This is a genomic window from Paucibacter sp. Y2R2-4 (genome assembly GCF_025717535.1).
Classification (GTDB): domain Bacteria; phylum Pseudomonadota; class Gammaproteobacteria; order Burkholderiales; family Burkholderiaceae_C; genus Paucibacter_A.
Genome location: NZ_JAJIRO010000004.1, coordinates 219,398 through 236,328 on the forward strand (window position 1 = coordinate 219,398; position 16,931 = coordinate 236,328).

The 16,931-nt window shown below is 63.5% G+C and carries 14 protein-coding genes; 5 read left to right on the forward strand and 9 right to left on the reverse strand.

All coding sequences use genetic code 11. The features are described from left to right. Positions 1 to 4 precede the first annotated feature (4 nt). Positions 5 to 505, forward strand: coding sequence for an LPS-assembly lipoprotein LptE (locus tag LNV06_RS16225; RefSeq protein WP_263539337.1), 501 nt, complete (start codon positions 5 to 7; stop codon positions 503 to 505). 5 nt (positions 506 to 510) lie between these two features. Then, positions 511 to 1,581 carry a DNA polymerase III subunit delta gene (gene holA, locus LNV06_RS16230; RefSeq protein WP_263539338.1) on the forward strand — a complete coding sequence of 357 codons (1,071 nt, stop codon included), beginning with the start codon at positions 511 to 513 and terminating at the stop codon, positions 1,579 to 1,581. 39 nt (positions 1,582 to 1,620) lie between these two features. Here holA and LNV06_RS16235 read toward each other — a convergent pair whose 3' ends face one another. From LNV06_RS16235 to LNV06_RS16260, 6 genes are all read right to left on the reverse strand, one after another. Further along, positions 1,621 to 4,425, reverse strand: coding sequence for an ATP-binding protein (locus tag LNV06_RS16235; RefSeq protein WP_263539339.1), 2,805 nt, complete (start codon positions 4,423 to 4,425; stop codon positions 1,621 to 1,623). Between the two features lie 168 nt (positions 4,426 to 4,593). After that, complete coding sequence (locus LNV06_RS16240; protein ID WP_263539340.1) at positions 4,594 to 5,535, reverse strand: 2-hydroxyacid dehydrogenase; 942 nt, start codon at positions 5,533 to 5,535, stop codon at positions 4,594 to 4,596. 20 nt (positions 5,536 to 5,555) lie between these two features. Continuing rightward, positions 5,556 to 6,056: a CinA family protein gene (locus LNV06_RS16245; RefSeq protein ID WP_263539341.1), complete on the reverse strand. Its 501-nt coding sequence runs from the start codon at positions 6,054 to 6,056 to the stop codon at positions 5,556 to 5,558. A gap of 5 nt (positions 6,057 to 6,061) precedes the next feature. Then, complete coding sequence (locus LNV06_RS16250; RefSeq protein WP_263539342.1) at positions 6,062 to 6,613, reverse strand: phosphatidylglycerophosphatase A family protein; 552 nt, start codon at positions 6,611 to 6,613, stop codon at positions 6,062 to 6,064. A 10-nt stretch (positions 6,614 to 6,623) separates the two neighbouring features. Continuing rightward, on the reverse strand, positions 6,624 to 7,595 hold the full coding sequence (gene thiL, locus LNV06_RS16255) for a thiamine-phosphate kinase (protein ID WP_263539343.1): 972 nt from the start codon (positions 7,593 to 7,595) through the stop codon (positions 6,624 to 6,626). A gap of 53 nt (positions 7,596 to 7,648) precedes the next feature. Further along, positions 7,649 to 8,551, reverse strand: a complete 903-nt coding sequence (locus LNV06_RS16260) for a LysR substrate-binding domain-containing protein (protein WP_263539344.1) — start codon at positions 8,549 to 8,551, stop codon at positions 7,649 to 7,651. Positions 8,552 to 8,710: 159 nt separating this feature from the next. Here LNV06_RS16260 and LNV06_RS16265 point away from each other — a divergent pair, with 159 nt between their 5' ends. Next, positions 8,711 to 9,592, forward strand: a complete 882-nt coding sequence (locus tag LNV06_RS16265; RefSeq protein ID WP_263539345.1) for an EamA family transporter — start codon at positions 8,711 to 8,713, stop codon at positions 9,590 to 9,592. Positions 9,593 to 9,594: 2 nt separating this feature from the next. Here LNV06_RS16265 and LNV06_RS16270 read toward each other — a convergent pair whose 3' ends face one another. Further along, positions 9,595 to 10,179, reverse strand: a complete 585-nt coding sequence (locus LNV06_RS16270) for a GNAT family N-acetyltransferase (protein ID WP_263539346.1) — start codon at positions 10,177 to 10,179, stop codon at positions 9,595 to 9,597. 118 nt (positions 10,180 to 10,297) lie between these two features. Here LNV06_RS16270 and LNV06_RS16275 point away from each other — a divergent pair, with 118 nt between their 5' ends. Continuing rightward, positions 10,298 to 11,599 (forward strand): M16 family metallopeptidase, encoded by a 1,302-nt coding sequence (locus tag LNV06_RS16275; protein WP_263539347.1) that lies wholly within the window; start codon positions 10,298 to 10,300, stop codon positions 11,597 to 11,599. Positions 11,600 to 11,611: 12 nt separating this feature from the next. Here the strand turns inward: LNV06_RS16275 and LNV06_RS16280 are convergent, their stop codons facing one another. After that, entirely contained in the window at positions 11,612 to 12,259 is a 648-nt protein-coding gene (locus LNV06_RS16280; protein WP_263539348.1) for a response regulator transcription factor, read from the reverse strand. Continuing rightward, entirely contained in the window at positions 12,256 to 14,310 is a 2,055-nt protein-coding gene (locus tag LNV06_RS16285; RefSeq protein ID WP_263539349.1) for a sensor histidine kinase, read from the reverse strand. The genes LNV06_RS16280 and LNV06_RS16285 overlap by 4 nt, the downstream gene beginning before the upstream one ends. Positions 14,311 to 14,550: 240 nt before the next feature. On the opposite strand from LNV06_RS16285, the gene LNV06_RS16290 reads away from it, so the two are divergent. Then, on the forward strand, positions 14,551 to 16,845 hold the full coding sequence (locus LNV06_RS16290; protein ID WP_263539350.1) for an NADP-dependent malic enzyme: 2,295 nt from the start codon (positions 14,551 to 14,553) through the stop codon (positions 16,843 to 16,845). Positions 16,846 to 16,931: the final 86 nt, after the last annotated feature.

Genomic DNA, 16,931 nt, shown 5'->3' on the forward strand with positions numbered 1-16,931 from the left:
GAGCATGCTGCGGCGTCGCCTGCTTGTATCGGCAGCACTGGTTGGCTTGTCCAGCCTGGGCGGCTGTGGCTTTGAGCTGCGCAAAGAGCCCGAGTTCTTGTTCCAGCGCATCGCCCTGAGCGGCTTTGCGCCGGGCTCGCCTTTTGCGACCGAGCTGCGCCGCCAACTGGCGCGCTCGCCGGTCAAGGTCGTGGAAGACGCCAACAAGGCCGATGTGGTCTTGGTCGCACTGCAAGATGTGCGCGACAAAGTCGTGGTCAGCTCCACCGTGGCGGGTCAGGTGCGTGAATGGCAGTTGCGCCTCAGCGTGGACTACCTGCTGCGCACGCCCAATGACGAATTGCTGCTGCCGCGCACCGAGCTGCGCCTGGTGCGCGAAATGAACTACACCGAAGAACGCGCGCTGGGCAAAGAGCAGGAAGAGCAGCAACTGCACCGCGCCATGCAGTCCGACGGTGTGGCCCAGGTGATGCGCCGCCTCGCCGCGGTTCGACTGCCGAGCTGAGCCTCATGCAGCTCCGCGCCGACGCCCTCCCCCAGCAGCTTGCCAAAGCGCTGCGGCCGATCTACACCATTTACGGTGACGAGCCGCTGCTGGCGCAAGAAGCGGCCGACGCGATTCGCGCCGCCGCTCGAGCGCAAGGTTATGGCGAGCGCAAGGTCTTCACCGTGGCCGGGGCTTACTTCGACTGGGGGCCGGTGCTGGGCGCTGCACAGGCCTTGAGCCTGTTCGCCGAGCGGCAGTTCATTGAGATTCGCATTCCCAGCGGCAAGCCCGGCAAGGAAGGCTCCGAGGCCTTGCAGCGTTACTGCGCCGCCCTGCCCGAGGACGTGGTGACCCTGGTCACCCTGCCCAAGCTGGACAAAACCCAGACCAATAGCGCCTGGTTCAGCGCGCTGGACGGCGCTGGTGTGACCGTGCGCGTCGACCCGGTGGACCGCCGGGCGCTGCCGCAATGGATCGCCCAGCGCCTGGTCGCACAAGGTCAAAGGGTGCCCGAAGGCGAGGTCGGTCAGCGCACCTTGGCTTTCTTTGCCGACCGGGTCGAGGGCAATCTGCTGGCCGCGCACCAAGAGCTGCAAAAGCTGGCGTTGTTGCACCCCAAAGGCGAGCTGAGTTTTGAGCAGATCGAATCTGCGGTCTTGAACGTCGCCCGCTACGACGTCTTCAAGCTCAGCGAGGCGGTGCTGGCTGGCCATGTTCCGCGTCTGCTACGCATGCTGGAAGGCTTGGAAGCCGAGGGCGAGGCGGCCGTGCTGGTGCACTGGAGTCTGGCCGAGGACATTCGCGCGCTGAAGCGGGTGCGTGATGCAGTCGACGCCGGCAAGCCCTTGCCGATGGCGCTGCGCGAATCGCGGGTTTGGGGCGCCAAGGAACGTTTGTTCGAACGCATCGTCCCTGGCCTGCGCGCCGCTGATCTGACCCGTTTGGTCGAGGCCGCGCAGGTTTGCGATGGACTGGTCAAAGGCTTGCGCCACCCCGATTGGCCTTTGGACGCCTGGGCCGCCCTGCGGCGCCTGGCCTTGATGCTGGCGGAAACTGTGGTCGCGCGCGGTCCACGATTGGTCCTGCAAGCCTAAGCGATAGCTCGCGGCCTTGAATGCAAATTCAAGGCCCTGTCATGGCGCCTTCAGCGGCAGCTCCATCACAAAACGACTGCCCTCGCCCTCCCGGCTCTTCACGCTCAAGCTGCCGCCGAGCAAGCTGCCGCTGATGCTGTGGGCAATGCTCAATCCCAAACCGCTGCCACCTTGGCCGAACTTGGTGGTGAAGAAGGGGTCGAAGATGCGCTCTTGCACCGAAGCGGGAATGCCCTGCCCGTTGTCTTCCACCCAGAGGCTCAGCCTTGCGCCCTCAAGCGCTTGCGCGCCCAAGGTGATCAAACCATCTGTGCGCCCTTCAAAGGCATGGATCAAGGCGTTGTTGATCAAGATGATCACGACCTGACCCAGGGGCCCCGGGAAGCTGTCCATCTGCAGGCCCGGCGGCACAGCCAAGTCAAGCTTCAGACCGGCGCGACGTAGCTGCAAGCCCATGGTCTGGGCGCATTGCTCGCACAACTCTTTCAGATCAAAGCTGCGACGCTGCTCGGCGCTGCGGTCCACCGCCACTTGTTTGAAGCTGCGCACCAGGGCAGCGGCAGTTTCCATGCTGCGGTTGATGACCTCCAGGCCATCCCGGGTACGGCCCGCGTACTGCTGCCAGTCGGAGCGCTTCAAGGCCTGCTGTTCGACCCGCTGCACAAACTCCTGCGTGCTGCCCAGCAAGGTGCTGGCGATCAAGAGGCTGTTGCCAATCGGCGTGTTCAGCTCATGCGCCACGCCGGCCACCATCGACCCCAAGGCGGCCAGCTTCTCCTGCGCCATCAGCTGTCGCTGCATTTCGCTCAAACGCAGATAGGCGCCAGCATTGTCCAAGGCGATGGCGATGTAGGAGCGCAGGGTGCGAAAGATCAGCTGTTGGCGTTCACCATAAGCGCCCGCCCGCGGCGACTGAATCGTCATCGCGCCGATCACCCGCTCGCCGGCCAACAAGGGGGCGAAGATCAGGCTGCGTTGTACCGTGGTGCCCGGCACCTGCTCACCCAAACTGTCATGTTCGGCGGCATCGCTGAGCAGAAACTCTCGGCGCTCTTGCACGCAGCGCACACACAGCGAGCGCTCGGACTTCATCTCGATGGGCGGGTCGGTAAAGGGCTCGCCGTTCTCCACGCCATAGGCGCAGTAGAGCTGCCGGCCCGCCGCGTCGAGCAGATAAATCGCCAAGCAGGGCGCGTCCAAGAGCGCATTGACGTGGCGCGTCATCACCTCAAAAATGCGCTCCGCCACCAGCTCATTGGTGATCTCTTGGCCCACTTGCCCCAAGTGCTGCAAGACCTCATGCGAGTCGCGCAGCAGCTGAAAGCGCGCCGCTTCAGACTCGGCCAAGCGCCGCAGATGTTCGCTCTCGGCGCGCGCGCTTTCGATTTGGTGGTGCACTCGCAGCGCGCTGGAGCGCCGCATCGCCTCCTCGTTGAAGCTGCGCTGGCGCGCTTCGCTGGCACGCTGCGACCAGTGATAAGCCCGCTCGAAATTGCCACCCGCGGCGAAGGCCCTGGCCGTGGCCTCCATCAATTTCAATGAGGGCTGATAGGACTGCAAGGTGTCGGCCAATTGCAGGGCCGCCAGATAAAAGGACAGCGCTCGCCCGTCGGCACCGGCGCGCCCCAGGGCTTGGTCTTCGGCTTGCTGCACATCGCCCAGCACCCACAACATCGACACCTCCGAAGAGGGCTCTTGCTGCTCACGCGCCAAGCGCAGGCCTTCCTCGGCATGGGCACGGGCGGGCTCAAAGTGATGCAGCATTAGCTCAGCACGCGCCAAGCCCAAACGTGCATCGGTACGCAGATCGAGCGAACGCGAAGCCACCGCCCGCTCCATCAATTCAGCAAAGGCGGTTTGGGCGGCCACACCCTGGCCCGAGTCCAACTCGGTGTGCCCCAGATAGCCTAGCGCCAGCGCATGGGTGCGGTTCTCGGGCTGGCCGGCACCGAGTTGCAAACACTCCTGCAAGAGATCGCGCGCATCCCCTAACTGACCCAGCCGACGCAAGGCCTCGCCGGTATGAGCCAGGCACAAGCTGATCATGCTGGGCCAGCGCGAGGCGCGTGCCAGGTCCAAGCCCCGCTTGAGCCATTCCATCGCGGTCTGGAAGTCGCTCATCCGGGTGTAGGTGTGGCCCAGATTGGTGGCCAGGGTGATGGCGCGCCGAATCTGCCCGGTCAACATGGCCAACTCAAAGGCACGCGAATGGGCCTGGATGGCATTCAGGTAATGGCCTTGCATAGCGGCCAACAGGCCGCGAAAGTCCTCGACCGCCGAGCCCTCCATCGGCGCCAATTGCGCGCTGTCTGGCGGCAAGCGTGCGCCCCATTCGCGCTCGGCCAGCACCTGATCGACAAAGACTTGGGCGCGACCCAGATTGGCTTGGAACACCAGGGCCCGCGAGGCATCTCGGGCGGATTCAGCACGCCCCAGGGCCAGCGCCAATTCGCCACGCAAACGCCCGACATCGCCGCGATCCGCCGCCAAGTAATGAGCTTGCCAATGCACATCGGCCAAGCCAGCCTCATCACCGGCAGTCTCAAACAAACTCCGCGCGGTTTCCAGCTGGCGTTCGGCCTCGTTCAATTCGCCATGCAGCAGATGGGCTTCTGACCTCACCAGATGCAAGCGGGCTCGTGCCAAGGCCACACGGCGAGCCGGCCACGGGGTAGAGCCCAAGAGCCCTTCCACATCGGTCACCATGGCCAGCGCCCGATGCGTGTCTCGCTGGCGTAGGCCCCATGCCAATTGCAGGCGTTCCTGCACGGTCTCCAGCGCAGCGCCCTGGGCCAGTTGCAGCTCCCATGCGGCAATGCTTGCGTCTGCGGGGAAAAACTCCATCGGCGGCAACCTCGTCAACTCAGCAAAGTGACCCTTACAAGCGCCACACTTCGGCTGGCGATAGACAGGCTCTGAGAATACCCCGGCCGCCTCCCGCCTGCTTGGCAGCAAAGCAAAGCCGCGCGACAAAATCAAGCAAAGCTGCGCGAAACGCCACGCTCGGGGGGCTCAATAGCCTTGCTGCCGCTGCACCAAATGGGCCAAAGGCTGGCCCGCGCGCAGCGCCAGCACATTGGCGCGCACCACCGCTGCGGCGCTACGCGCGTCGGTTTGCGCGGCGCAATGCGGCAAGACCGTCACTCGCGGGTGGCGCCAAAACGGATTCGAGCTTGGCAGCGGCTCTTGGCGAAACACATCCAGCACCGCCCGGCTGAGTTGGCCGCTGTCCAGCGCCGCCAGCAAATCCTCTTCGACCACGTGGGCGCCGCGCGCCAGATTGACCAGGCTAGCGCCTCGCTTCATCGCGGCAAAGCGCGCAGCATTGAAGAAGTCGCGCGTTTGCTCGGTCAGGGGCAGCAGATTGATGACGCTGTCGGCCGCATCCAGGCCTTGCACCAAACCCGCCTCGCCATGCAGGGTTTGCACATCAATCAGGTCTGCCGGCCGGCGGCTCCAGCCGCTGACCGCATAACCTTGCGTCGCCAAGCCCTGCGCCACCCGGCCACCCAATTCACCAAGGCCCAACACCAAGACGCGCCATTCGCCAGCGCGCAGTTGCTGCGGCTGGCGCCAAAGCCCTTGATGTTGCTGCGTCTGCACCTCAAAAAAGCCGCGATGCAAGGCCAAGACCGCCCACAGTGCCGTGTGCACCATGGCCTCGTTCATGGCGGGGTCCACCATGCGGGCCAGCGGCACCTCAGGCGGCAGGGTCGGGTCTTGCATGAGCCGATCGACACCGGCCCAAAGCGACTGGATCAAGCGCAGATTCGGCAGCCCCTGCAGAACGCCGGCCTCGGGATTGGCGACGATGGCCAGTTCCACCTGCGCCGCCTCAGAGGCGTCTGAGGGCGGCGCCAGCCACCATTGTTCGCCCGGCAGGGCTTCTTGCAGCAGGCGCAGCCACTGCTGCTGCTCGGCCGCCGGCCAGCAGCCGCTCAGCAAAATACTCATCGCGCTTTACTCATCGCGCTTTACAAGTCCTTGTCTTCCAAGGCGTCGCACAAGGCCATCAGGCCGGCACGCAAGGTGGCGATGCGCACCGCATGCCGGTCGCCGCTGAAGTGCTCTTGCCAGACCTTGGTGACCTTGCTGCCATGCACCAAAGTCAGCCAGACCGTGCCGACCGGCTTGTCTTCCGAGCCGCCTGTCGGGCCGGCAATGCCCGTCACGGCCAAGGCCCAATCGATGGGCGCATGGGCCAACAAACCGCGCGCCATATGCAGGGCCACCTCGCCGCTGACCGAACCGTGCAAGCCGATCAAGGCAGCCGGCACGCCCAGCAACTCGGTCTTGGATTCATTGCTGTAGCTGACCACGCCGCGCTCAAACCATTGGCTGGAGCCCGACAAGCTGGTGCAGGCCGCCGCAATCAAGCCGCCGGTGCAGGACTCGGCCGTGCCGACCTTTTCGCGCCGCTGCATCAGGGCCACGCCAATGCGGTCGATCAACTCTTGCTCTTCAGGAAACAACATGCTCATCACCCCCACAAGAAGCGCCACAGCGCGATCACCACAAGCGTACATCCTGCCGCGACGAAATCATCGAACAAAATGCCCCAGCCCTGCGCCCAGCCGACCGGCTTGCCTCGCTCGCCCTTGAAGAGCTGATCGGCCCAGCCCACCGGCCCCGGCTTGGCGGCATCAAAGTAGCGGAACAGGGCAAACGCGATCAACTGGCCCCAAAAACCAGTGGGCGTCACCAGCCAGAGGATCAACCAAAAGGCCAAGACCTCATCCCAAACCACCGCGCCGGGGTCAGGTGTTGCCAGGTGACGGGCCGTCATCGTGCACGCCCACCAACCGATAAGCGTGCCGCCGGCCAAGAGCCAGGCCCAGCTGCGATCACTCATCCAGGGATTGATCACCAGAAAAGCCAGCCAAGCCCACAAGGTGCCCACTGTGCCCGGCGCCTTGGGCGACAGACCGCTGCCAAAGCCCAGCGCAATCCAATGCGCCGGGTGCGGAAACATAAAGCGCGCCGTAGCGCGGCGTGGCACTAGGGGCCCGGCGGCGGACGAGGTGTCGCTCATGAGTTCGCAATCATTTGAAATGGTCAAAGCTGCTGAACTGAGTCAGCAGCGGCTGGTCGGCGCCATCCACCAATCGCAGCCCCGGCTTGGCCTCGATGCGCCCAATGCGTTGCACCGGCGTGCCACTGGCCGCAGCTGCCGCCGCTACCGCGGCGCGGCCGGCTTCATCACTGGGCGCGCTGAACACCAACTCATAATCATCGCCCCCGGCCAAGCCGCATTCGTGTTGCAGGGCCAGGTCTTGCGCCGCCAGCACCGCGCTGCGCGGCAAGGCATCCGCATTGAGGCAAGCGCCCACGCCCGAGGCCTTCAAGATATGGCCCAGATCGCCCAACAAGCCGTCCGACACATCGATGGCGCTGCGGGCTAGGCCACGCAATGCCAGGCCCAACTCCACGCGCGGCTGCGGGCATTCCATGGCCCGGCGCACGGTTTCGAAATCAGCGCCTGCCAATTGGGCGGTGCCGCGGAACACCTCCAGCGCCAGCCGCGCATCGCCCAAGGTGGTTCCCGATACATAGATGTCGTCGCCCACCTTGGCGCCGCTGCGCAGCAAAGCCTGACCCCGTGGCACCTCGCCCATCACGGTGATGCAAATGTTCAAGGGGCCTTGGGTGGTGTCACCGCCGACCAGAGCGATGCCATGGCGCTGCGCCAAATCAAACAAGCCCTGCGCGAAGCCGGCCAGAAAAACCTCATCGGCACGAGGCAAGCTCAGCGCCAAAGTGAAGGCTCGCGGCGTCGCTCCGCAAGCCGCCAAATCACTCAGGTTGACGGCCAAGGCCTTGTGGCCCAAGCGCTGCGGCGCCACCGTGGAGAGGAAGTGCCGCCCCTCCACCAGCATGTCGCTGGACACCAGCCATTGCATACCCGGCGTGGGGTTGATGACGGCGCAGTCATCGCCGATGCCAACCGGCACCACGTCTGCCGACGGTCGGCTTTGGCTCTTGAAAAATCGTTGGATCAGATCGAATTCACCCATGGGGCGATTGTGTCAGGCAGGCCGGGCCGAAGATGCCATGCCCACGCTTTCTCTCAAGCCTCGGTCGGCAGTTGTGCCAAGGCCCATTTGCAAAACTCACGCACCGCCGGCAAGTCGGCCGTGTCTTCGCGAGACACCAGCCACGCAGACTTGTCAGACAACTGCTCGCTTTGCGCCAAGACTTGCAGGCGTCCCTCCGCCACCAGGCCGTTCACCAGTGAAGACCTGACCCAGGCCACACCACAGCCCAGAATCGCGGCATGAACCAAGAGCATCGCATCATTGAACTCGAAGCCATCGGCCAAGGCCAACTTGCCCGCTGAGCCACTCGAACCCTTGCTCACAGGGGCTAGTCGTTGCGGCCAGGGCTCATGGGTATGGCGCAGCAGCTGCGTCGTCGGCCAATCTACGGGCTGATCTCCATACCGCGCCACCCAATCGGGCGCGGCCACCGCCACCATACGGTCAAACCAAAGACGTTGGCAATGCAGGCCCAGGCGCGAAAAGTGGCCAAAGCGAATCGCCACCATGGGCTGCAGTGGCGGCAGGCTCACCATCTCATAGCCGGTTTCCAGCGACAAAGTGATCTGAGGGCAGTCGCGAGCAAACGCCGGCAATCTCGGCATCAGCCAGGTGCTAGCGATGGAGGACAGCAACAAGACCTTGAGCCGGAGCTGCTCGACGGGCAAGGCCTCCAATTCGAGGGCCAGATGCATGGCCTGCAAGGGCTCAGTCAAGCGCTGACGCAAACGATGCCCCGCCTCTGACAAAACAACCTTGGGGCCGACTCGCTCGAACAAGGTTTGCGCGCACCAGTGCTCGACCGCTTGGACATTACGGCTGATGGCGCTGTGGGTGAGATGGCGCTCAGCGGCGGCTTTGGTGAAGCTGCCCAAGCGCGCTGCGGCCTCAAAGCACTGAAGCGCGGCCAAAGAAGGCAAGTTTGTTTTTGCCATAGGAAGGGCCTGGTCATGCGGCGAATATTGCCGACAACTCATTGTGCAGGAGTCGCACAATCATCGTGCACGATGAGCGCTTTTCTCTTCTTTTTGCACAGTAAAAAATCTGACCTGAAAGCCGCTCCTCCCAGCCACACGCACATCCACTCTGCCGCCATGAAGACCCTAGACTTTGTCCTCGCTATCGCTGTTGCTGCCTTGTGGGGCCTCAATTTCTCCTTCATCAAACTCGGTGTTGCGCATGTCGACCCGCTGGTGCTGGCGGGCCTTCGATTCACTCTCACCGCCTTGCCTCTGGTCTTGCTCTTGCGCCGGCCAGCCATCGCCTGGCGCTGGCTGGCCGGGTATGGCCTGGCTTTTGGCGTCGGTACTTGGGGACTGGTCACCCTGAGTTTGCGCAGCGGCCTAGCGCCGGGCCTGGCCGCTTGGTTGCTGCAGTCCAGCGCCTTCATCACGCCGCTGCTGGGCATGCTGTACCTGGGGGATACCTGGTCACGTCCCCAGCGCATGGGCGCAGGGGTGGCATTTCTGGGTTTTACCCTGGTGATCTTGGCGACCGGCGGCAAGGCCAGCGCGGCGGGTATTGCCTTGGTGCTGGGCGCCGCTGTCGCGCTGAGCGTGGCCAACTTGCTCATCAAGCGTTCGGGGGTGAAGCCCACCGAAGTCTTGGCCTTCTTGGCATGGTCCAGCTTGTTTGCGCCGCTGCCTTTGTTTGGCTTGGCGTATGCCAGCTCGGGCGCCGCCGTCTTTGCATCGCTGCCCGAGCAAATGGGCGGCATCGCGCTCGGCTCCTTGGCCTTCCAGGTCTACCCCACCACCTTGTTTGGCTACTGGGTATGGAACTCTCTATTGGCTCGCTACAGCGCCGCCGAAGTCGCGCCGGTGGCCTTGCTAGTCCCCATTTTTGCCCTGCTGTTTGCCTGGCTCATCTTCGGCGCCAGCACGACGAATGAGCAAGCAGCCGGCATAGGGCTGATTCTGATCGGGCTGCTGATCAGCAACTTTGCCGCAAGGTTTAGAACTGCCCTTCAGCGCTGAATTCAGGAGGAAGTAGTCGGTGCTGCAGGATCAAGCTGCAGCACATATTCCTCATCATCCATCGCCTCACCCCGGATCACATCATTGGCCGGCAGGATGCGGCTGAGCTTGAAGCCCACTTTTTGCAGCACCCGGCCAGAGGCCAAATTGCCGACAGTGACCGTGGCGACAAAGCGCTGCACACCCCGCGCGCTCAATTCCGCGACGGCCGCCGCGGCGCCTTCGCTGGCATAACCTTGGCCCCAATGCGGGCTGAAGAAATAAAAGCCCAGATTGACAGCCTCCAAGCTGGCACTGATCTCGGCGTCAACGCGGCCGAGGTATTGCCCATCAGACTTGCGGCGCACCGCCCAGATCGGCCAGGCAAAGGCACCGTCGGGCGACATACGGCTCGCTTCAATGCGGCGCCACCGTTCACGCAGCGCATCCAGACTGTCGGGTTTCGGCATGGAAATCCATTGGTACAGGGCCTCGTCTTGCTGCAGCGGAGCAATGAAAAACTCGGCATGGCCGGCGCACAAAGACTCCAACAAGAGTCGCGGGCTCTCGATGGGGGCCGACAGTTGGTGGGCAAGGTCTGATCGCATGCTCGGACTGTAGAGGCAAGCCGCGCGCTCACCGCAGAACCGAGTTTGGGCGACACTCGGCATTTCTTGCGCCTTTGGGCCGCCTACTTGCCGTCTTCGCTATTTCTTTGTCACCCTCTTGAATCCATTGATCGCCGCCCATCCCACCCGCCTGGTGACCCTGCCCAACGGCCTGCGCACCGTCACCATTCCCATGCCCTGGCGCCAAACGGTGAGCCTGAGCGTGTTCATCCGCACCGGCAGCCTGCATGAGAGCGCGCGGCTGAGTGGCATCAGCCACGTGGTCGAACACATGGCCTTCAAGGGCACGGCCACACGCGATTGCCAGCGCATCAACCTCGATGCCGAGGCCTTGGGCGCCGAGGTCAACGCCCATACCGACAAGGACCACACGGCATTTCATATCGAGGGCTTGCCAGGCGACTTGCCGGCATTTGTGGAATGGCTGGCCGATATCGTCTTGAACAGCAGCTTCCCGGCCGAGGAGCTGGAACGCGAGCGGCGCGTGATCGAGCAAGAGTTCAGCGAGTTTGAGGACGACCCGACCAGCGTGGCCTTTCAGTTGCTGGATCGCGCCAGCTACGGCCAACACCATGCGGCCGGCCGCCCCATCATCGGCAGCCGCGCCAACATCCTGCGCTTCAGCCGCGAGGACCTGCTGGCCTATGCGAAAGCCCAGTACACGGCTTGCAATGTGGTGGTGACGGCAGCAGGCCCGGTCGATGCCGAAGCCTTCTCGCGCCTGGTGGACCGCGCCTTTGGCGCCATGCCCAGCGGCAGGCCCAACACCTTGAGCGCGCCGGTCTGGCAGGGCGGCCTGAAGACGCGGCGCCTGGCCGGCACGGGCCAATGCCAGGTCTTGCTTGGCTTCGAAGCTCCCAGCCTGGGCAAATCCAATAGCACCCGACATCTGCCCCATGTGCTGGCCGCCTCCCTGCTGGGCGAAGGCATGAGCTCGCCGCTCTTGGACGAAATTCGCGAGCGCCGCGGTCTGGCCTATCACGTGGCCGCCTCGGCCGACATCCAGCCGCTGTATGGTCAATTTCTGATTGAAGGGGCCACGGCACCCGCCCAGGCCGAGGAATTTTTGCAGGCAGTGCATCAACTCTTGCAGCGCCACGCCGAAGGGCCACTGAACCAGGTGGCGCTGGCGCGAGCGCGCAAGCAATTGCAGATGCGCGGACTGCGCGCCCTTGAGCAGCCCGCGCGACGTATGGAAGCGGCGGCACAAGAGCTGTTTACCTTCGGTCACTTGCGCGACCCCATGGAAGCAATGGCGCAGCTGCAGGCGGTGAAACCCAAGCAAGTGCAGGCGGTGTTTGAACAGTTGCAAGAGCACCAGCGGCTCCGCCCGGCTATTGCATTAGCGGGCACGGTGCCGCAGCGTGCGCGTGCCTGCGCACAAGCACTGTTCTCTTGAACTAAGCGCGCCTCAGTCCTCGCGCAAGAGGTTGCTCAACTCCACCGCCGACTTGACGTTCATTTTTTCGAAGACGCGGGCCCGGTGCACCTCGACGGTCCGAACGCTGATGTTCAGCTGATCGGCGATCAGCTTGTTGGGCAGCGCTTGCACCACCAGGGTCATGACCTCGCGTTCGCGCTCGGTCAGTTCGGCCAAACGCTTGCTCATTTGTCTATGCTGCTCGCGCTCCGTGATGGCGCGTTCGCTGATGGCCAGCGCTTGTTCAATCCGGTCGACCAAGGTGTTGTCGGAAAAAGGCTTCTCGACAAAATCAAAGGCGCCGCGCTTGACGGCAGCCACAGCTGTGGGCACATCGCCATGGCCGGTCAGAAAGATCACCGGCAGAGCCGCCTGCTCCCCGCACAAGCCGCGCTCAATCAGCCGCTCAAACAGGGCCAGACCGCTCATGCCTGGCATGCGCACATCCAGCAAGAGGCAAGACGGCGCATTGGGCCAGTCTTTGCCGCCCTCGGGGCGTGCATCCAGCATGGCCTCGAAGGCTTCGGCACTGGCAAAGCCTTCCGACAACAAACGGCGCGAACGCAAGAGCCAGCCCAGGGCATCGCGCACCACGTCTTCGTCGTCGACCAAATAGACCATCGGCAGTTTTCGGCTCATTCGGGCTTGTCTCCGTCGGAATCAATCATTGCGTTGGCGGCGGGCAGGGTGAAGCGGAACTCGGTGCCAGTGACTTTGCCCCCCGGCCCCTCTAGATTTTGAAAGTCCAAGGCACCGCCATGTTGCTCCACCACGGTGCGGCACAAGCTCAGGCCCAAGCCCATGCCCTCAGACCGGGTGGTGAAGAAGGGTGTGTAGAGCTGCTTGGCCACTTCGGGCGGGATGCCGGGGCCGCGGTCAATGACGGCCAGGCAGATCCAGCGTTGATCCAGGCTGGGGCGGGCTTGCAAGCGCAGCACCCGCTCAGCTTGAGGGGCATGCCCCTCCATCGCCTGGATGCCATTGCGCGTCAGGTTCAGCAGCACTTGCTCGACCATGGTGCGATCACAGCGAACCCGCGGCGCGGGGTCAGGCATTTCAAGCTCGATTCGCGCGCCACTCTTGCGGGCCTGCAAGCGGACCAAGGGCAGCACCGCGTCAAAGAGATCATCCACCCCAATGGCCTCGCGCGCCTGGTCTCGGCGGCGCACAAAGTCGTGCACGCTCTTGATGACGCGGCCAGCGCGCTCGGCTTGCTCGGCGATGCGGGTGACGGCCTGACGGACCATATCGGGTGTGAGCGGGTCATCGGCTTCCAGCTTGAGCAGGTTCAAGGAAGCCGTGGCGTAGCTGGCGATGGCCGCCAGCGGTTGATTCAATTCATGGCTGAGCAAGGAGGCCATTTCACCCACGGTGGCCAAACGGGCCGTTGCCTGTAAGCGGTCTTGCTGCTGGCGAGCCAATTCTTCCATGCGACGCTGGTCGCTGACGTCGAGCACTGCACTCATCCAGCCAGTTTGCCCGCCTTGCGCATTCAGCAGGGGCGCTTCAAAAATCATCACCGGGAAGCGCTCACCGCTTTTGCGCATGAACACCGTCTCAAAGCCCTGGCGCGGGTCTTGCCCGGCCTCCCAGCGGGCGCTGCGGTCGGCGTGGCGGCGCCGGTACTCATCGACGAACTCGGCCGGCCAATAGGGCGGCGTGACCTGCCCCAGCAACTCAGCGGGCTGGAAGCCGACCATATGACAAAAGGCCGGATTCACATAGGTGACGATGCCGTTCAGGTCACGCGCGCGAAGGCCGGTGATCAGCGAGTTTTCCATCGCATGTCGAAAGGCCAAGGACTCGGCCAAGGCGCGCTCGGCATAAGCACGCCGGCGACCGTCTCGGGCCAACAGCAAGACCACGGCAAACAACAGCAATGACAGACCCAGCACCAGAGCCGTGGCTACATTGGGAATCAAGCGCGGTCGGCCGGCGGCACTGTCCACCTTCATTTGCAACGTCAGGCCGGGCAGGTCCACCAAGCGCTCGGCCAGATAGTGACCAGCGCCGCGATTCAGGCCGGTGCGCGCCAAACGAGTGCCGTCGCCCTCCACAAAACTCAGCTCATGGCCTCGGGCCTGATCTTGCGTGACCGCGTCTTCCAGCAAGTAGCGGAGGCTGACGGTGGCCACGATATAGGCAGAGGCCAGACCGGCGCGCAGTTGCGGCAGGCACAAATCGACCACTTCCAGGCCCTCACCGCCGGCCAAGGGAATGAAATAGCTGCGCGAATAGAGTTGCGTGCCTTGGCGCAAAGCGGCTTCGCAAGCCAGCTCGGTTTCGATTTCCATATGTTCACGCGCGATCTGCGCAAACAGCGGCGTGACATAGGGCGAGTCCACCGACTGAATCACCTCGCGGTGGGCGTCTCGGTACTCGATGCGCAGCAGGGCGCGGGTGCGGCGCAGCAACTCGCTGGCATCCGCTGCCCAGCGCGGGGCTTGCGGGCTTTCCCACAGCAAACCTTGCAAGCCTTGCAGGTCGCGCCCGGCGATCTGCTTGACGCGAGCGGCCACCTCGGCCGCCACGTCATCGACCTTTTCTTGCGCCCGCGCGGTCTCATAGCTCAGCGTCAGCGCCACCAGCAGCGACTGCGCCACCAGCAGCAAGGCCACCAAGGCCCCCCATAGCAAGGCCCGTCGCCAACTCCAGGCGCGCGGCAAAGCAGTGGAATTGTGTTCAGGCATCAAGGTGGGCAGGCAGGTGGTCGCTACAGGAATCACGGGGTTTTACAGCTCGCAGTATCCTTTGACTGAGCGAGAAGCAAGATGCGCAATTCCGCGTATCGCCAATTGGCCAAGACACCCGACACTTGCGCTCTGCGCAGCCGGGCCCAAGCCCCAAGCTGCGGCTTTTACAATCGCTGGCCGCATTGGGCTTGCACCGTCGCCCAATGGCTCCACTGGCTTGCCGAGAGAAACAGCACCATGCCCACCTCAGAACAAAAGAACGACCAGTTTCGCCAAGCGGCACTTGAGTATCACGAGTTCCCGACGCCCGGCAAGATTGCCATCGCCGCCACCAAGCAGTTGGTCAATCAACGGGACTTGGCACTGGCCTATTCCCCTGGCGTGGCTGCGGCCTGTGAAGAAATCGTGGCCGATCCGGCCAATGCCTTTCGCTACACCTCGCGCGGCAATTTGGTCGCCGTGGTGACCAACGGCACTGCGGTGCTGGGCCTCGGTGACATCGGCCCGCTGGCTTCCAAGCCGGTGATGGAAGGCAAGGGCGTGCTGTTCAAGAAGTTCGCCGGTATCGACGTGTTCGACCTTGAAATCGCCGAGCGCGATCTGGACAAGCTGGTCGACATCATTGCCGCGCTGGAGCCCACCTTCGGCGGCATCAACCTGGAGGATATCAAGGCGCCGGACTGCTTCTACGTCGAGCGCAAGCTGCGCGAGCGGATGAAGATCCCTGTCTTCCACGATGACCAACATGGCACGGCCATCGTCGTCGGTGCGGCCTTCTTGAATGGTTTGAAGGTGCTGGGCAAGGACATCAAACAGGTCAAGCTGGTGACCTCGGGCGCGGGCGCTGCGGCGCTGGCCTGCTTGGGCCTCTTGGTCAAGCTCGGCTTGCCCAGGGAAAACATCTGGGTGACCGACTTGGCCGGCGTGGTTTACGAGGGACGGGTCGAACTGATGGACCCGGACAAGGCCGGCTTTGCGCAAAAGACCGAGCAGCGCAGCCTCAGCCAGGTGATCGAAGGGGCCGATGTGTTCCTGGGCCTGTCGGCCGGCGGCGTGATGAAACCGGAGATGGTGGCCAAGATGGCGTCGCGCCCGATGATTTTTGCGCTGGCCAACCCGACGCCGGAAATCCTGCCCGAGCAGGTCAAGGCGGTACGCGATGACGCGGTGATGGCCACCGGTCGCACCGATTACCCGAACCAGGTCAACAACGTCCTGTGCTTCCCTTACATCTTCCGTGGCGCCCTGGATTGCGGCGCGACGACCATCAATGACGAGATGGAAATCGCCGCCGTGCGCGCGATTGCCGAGTTGGCCCAGGCAGAGCAAAGCGAGGTGGTGGCGGCGGCCTATGCGGGTGCCAACCTGAGCTTCGGCCCCGAGTACCTGATTCCCAAGCCCTTTGACCCGCGCCTGATGATGAAGATCGCGCCGGCCGTGGCCGAGGCGGCGATGGCCTCCGGTGTGGCCAGCCGCCCGATCAAAGACATGGAGGCCTATCGCGAAAAGCTGCAGAGCTTCGTCTACGCCTCGGGCACAACGATGAAGCCCATCTTCAACGTCGCCAAGCGCGCCACGGCCAAGCGTGTGGCCTATGCCGAGGGTGAAGAAGAGCGGGTGCTGCGCGCCGTGCAGGTGGTGGTGGACGAAGGCCTGGCTCGACCGACGTTGATCGGACGTCCCAGCGTCATCGCTGAACGTTGCGAGCGCTTTGGCCTGCGCTTGAAAGAAGGCAAGGACTACGACATCGTCAATGTCGAGAACGACCACCGCTACCGCAACTATTGGCAGAGCTATCACCAGATGACCGAGCGCAAGGGTGTCACCCAGCAGCTCGCCAAGATCGAGATGCGCCGGCGCCTGACTTTGATCGGCTGCATGATGCTGCACAAGGGCGAGGTCGACGGCATGCTCTGCGGCACTTGGAGCAATACTGCGATGCATCTGCAGTACGTGGACCAAGTGATCGGCAAGCGTCCCGGCGTCAAGAACTACGCCTGTATGAACGGTCTGATCCTGCCGGGACGCCAGGTCTTCTTGGTGGACACCCATGTCAACTACGACCCGACCGCCGAGCAACTGGCCGAAATCACAGTGATGGCCGCAGAAGAGTTGATGCGCTTCGGCATTCGCCCCAAGGCCGCCCTGCTCTCGCACAGCAATTTCGGCTCCAGCAATCAGCCTTCGGCCATCAAGATGCGCGAAGCGCTGGGCTTGATCCAAGCAGCCGCCCCCTGGCTGGAAGTGGATGGGGAAATGCACGGCGACACCGCTCTGGATGCCGCCTACCGCAAGGAATTGATGCCCAACAGCACGCTCAGCGGCGAGGCCAATCTGCTGGTGCTGCCGAATATCGACGCCGCCAACATCTCCTACAACCTGCTGAAGACCTCAGCGGGTGGCGGCATCGCCATCGGGCCAGTCTTGCTGGGTGCAGCCAAGCCAGTGCACGTACTGACCCCATCGGCAACCGTGCGGCGCATCGTCAATATGACCGCTTTGACGGTCGCCGACGCCAACGCTGCACGCTGAATCTCAGAGAATTTTCTGCACTGAAGCCCGAGCCATTGCGCACCAATGCGGTGCGCAGTGGCGGACGCTGAGAGAGTTTTTACAAA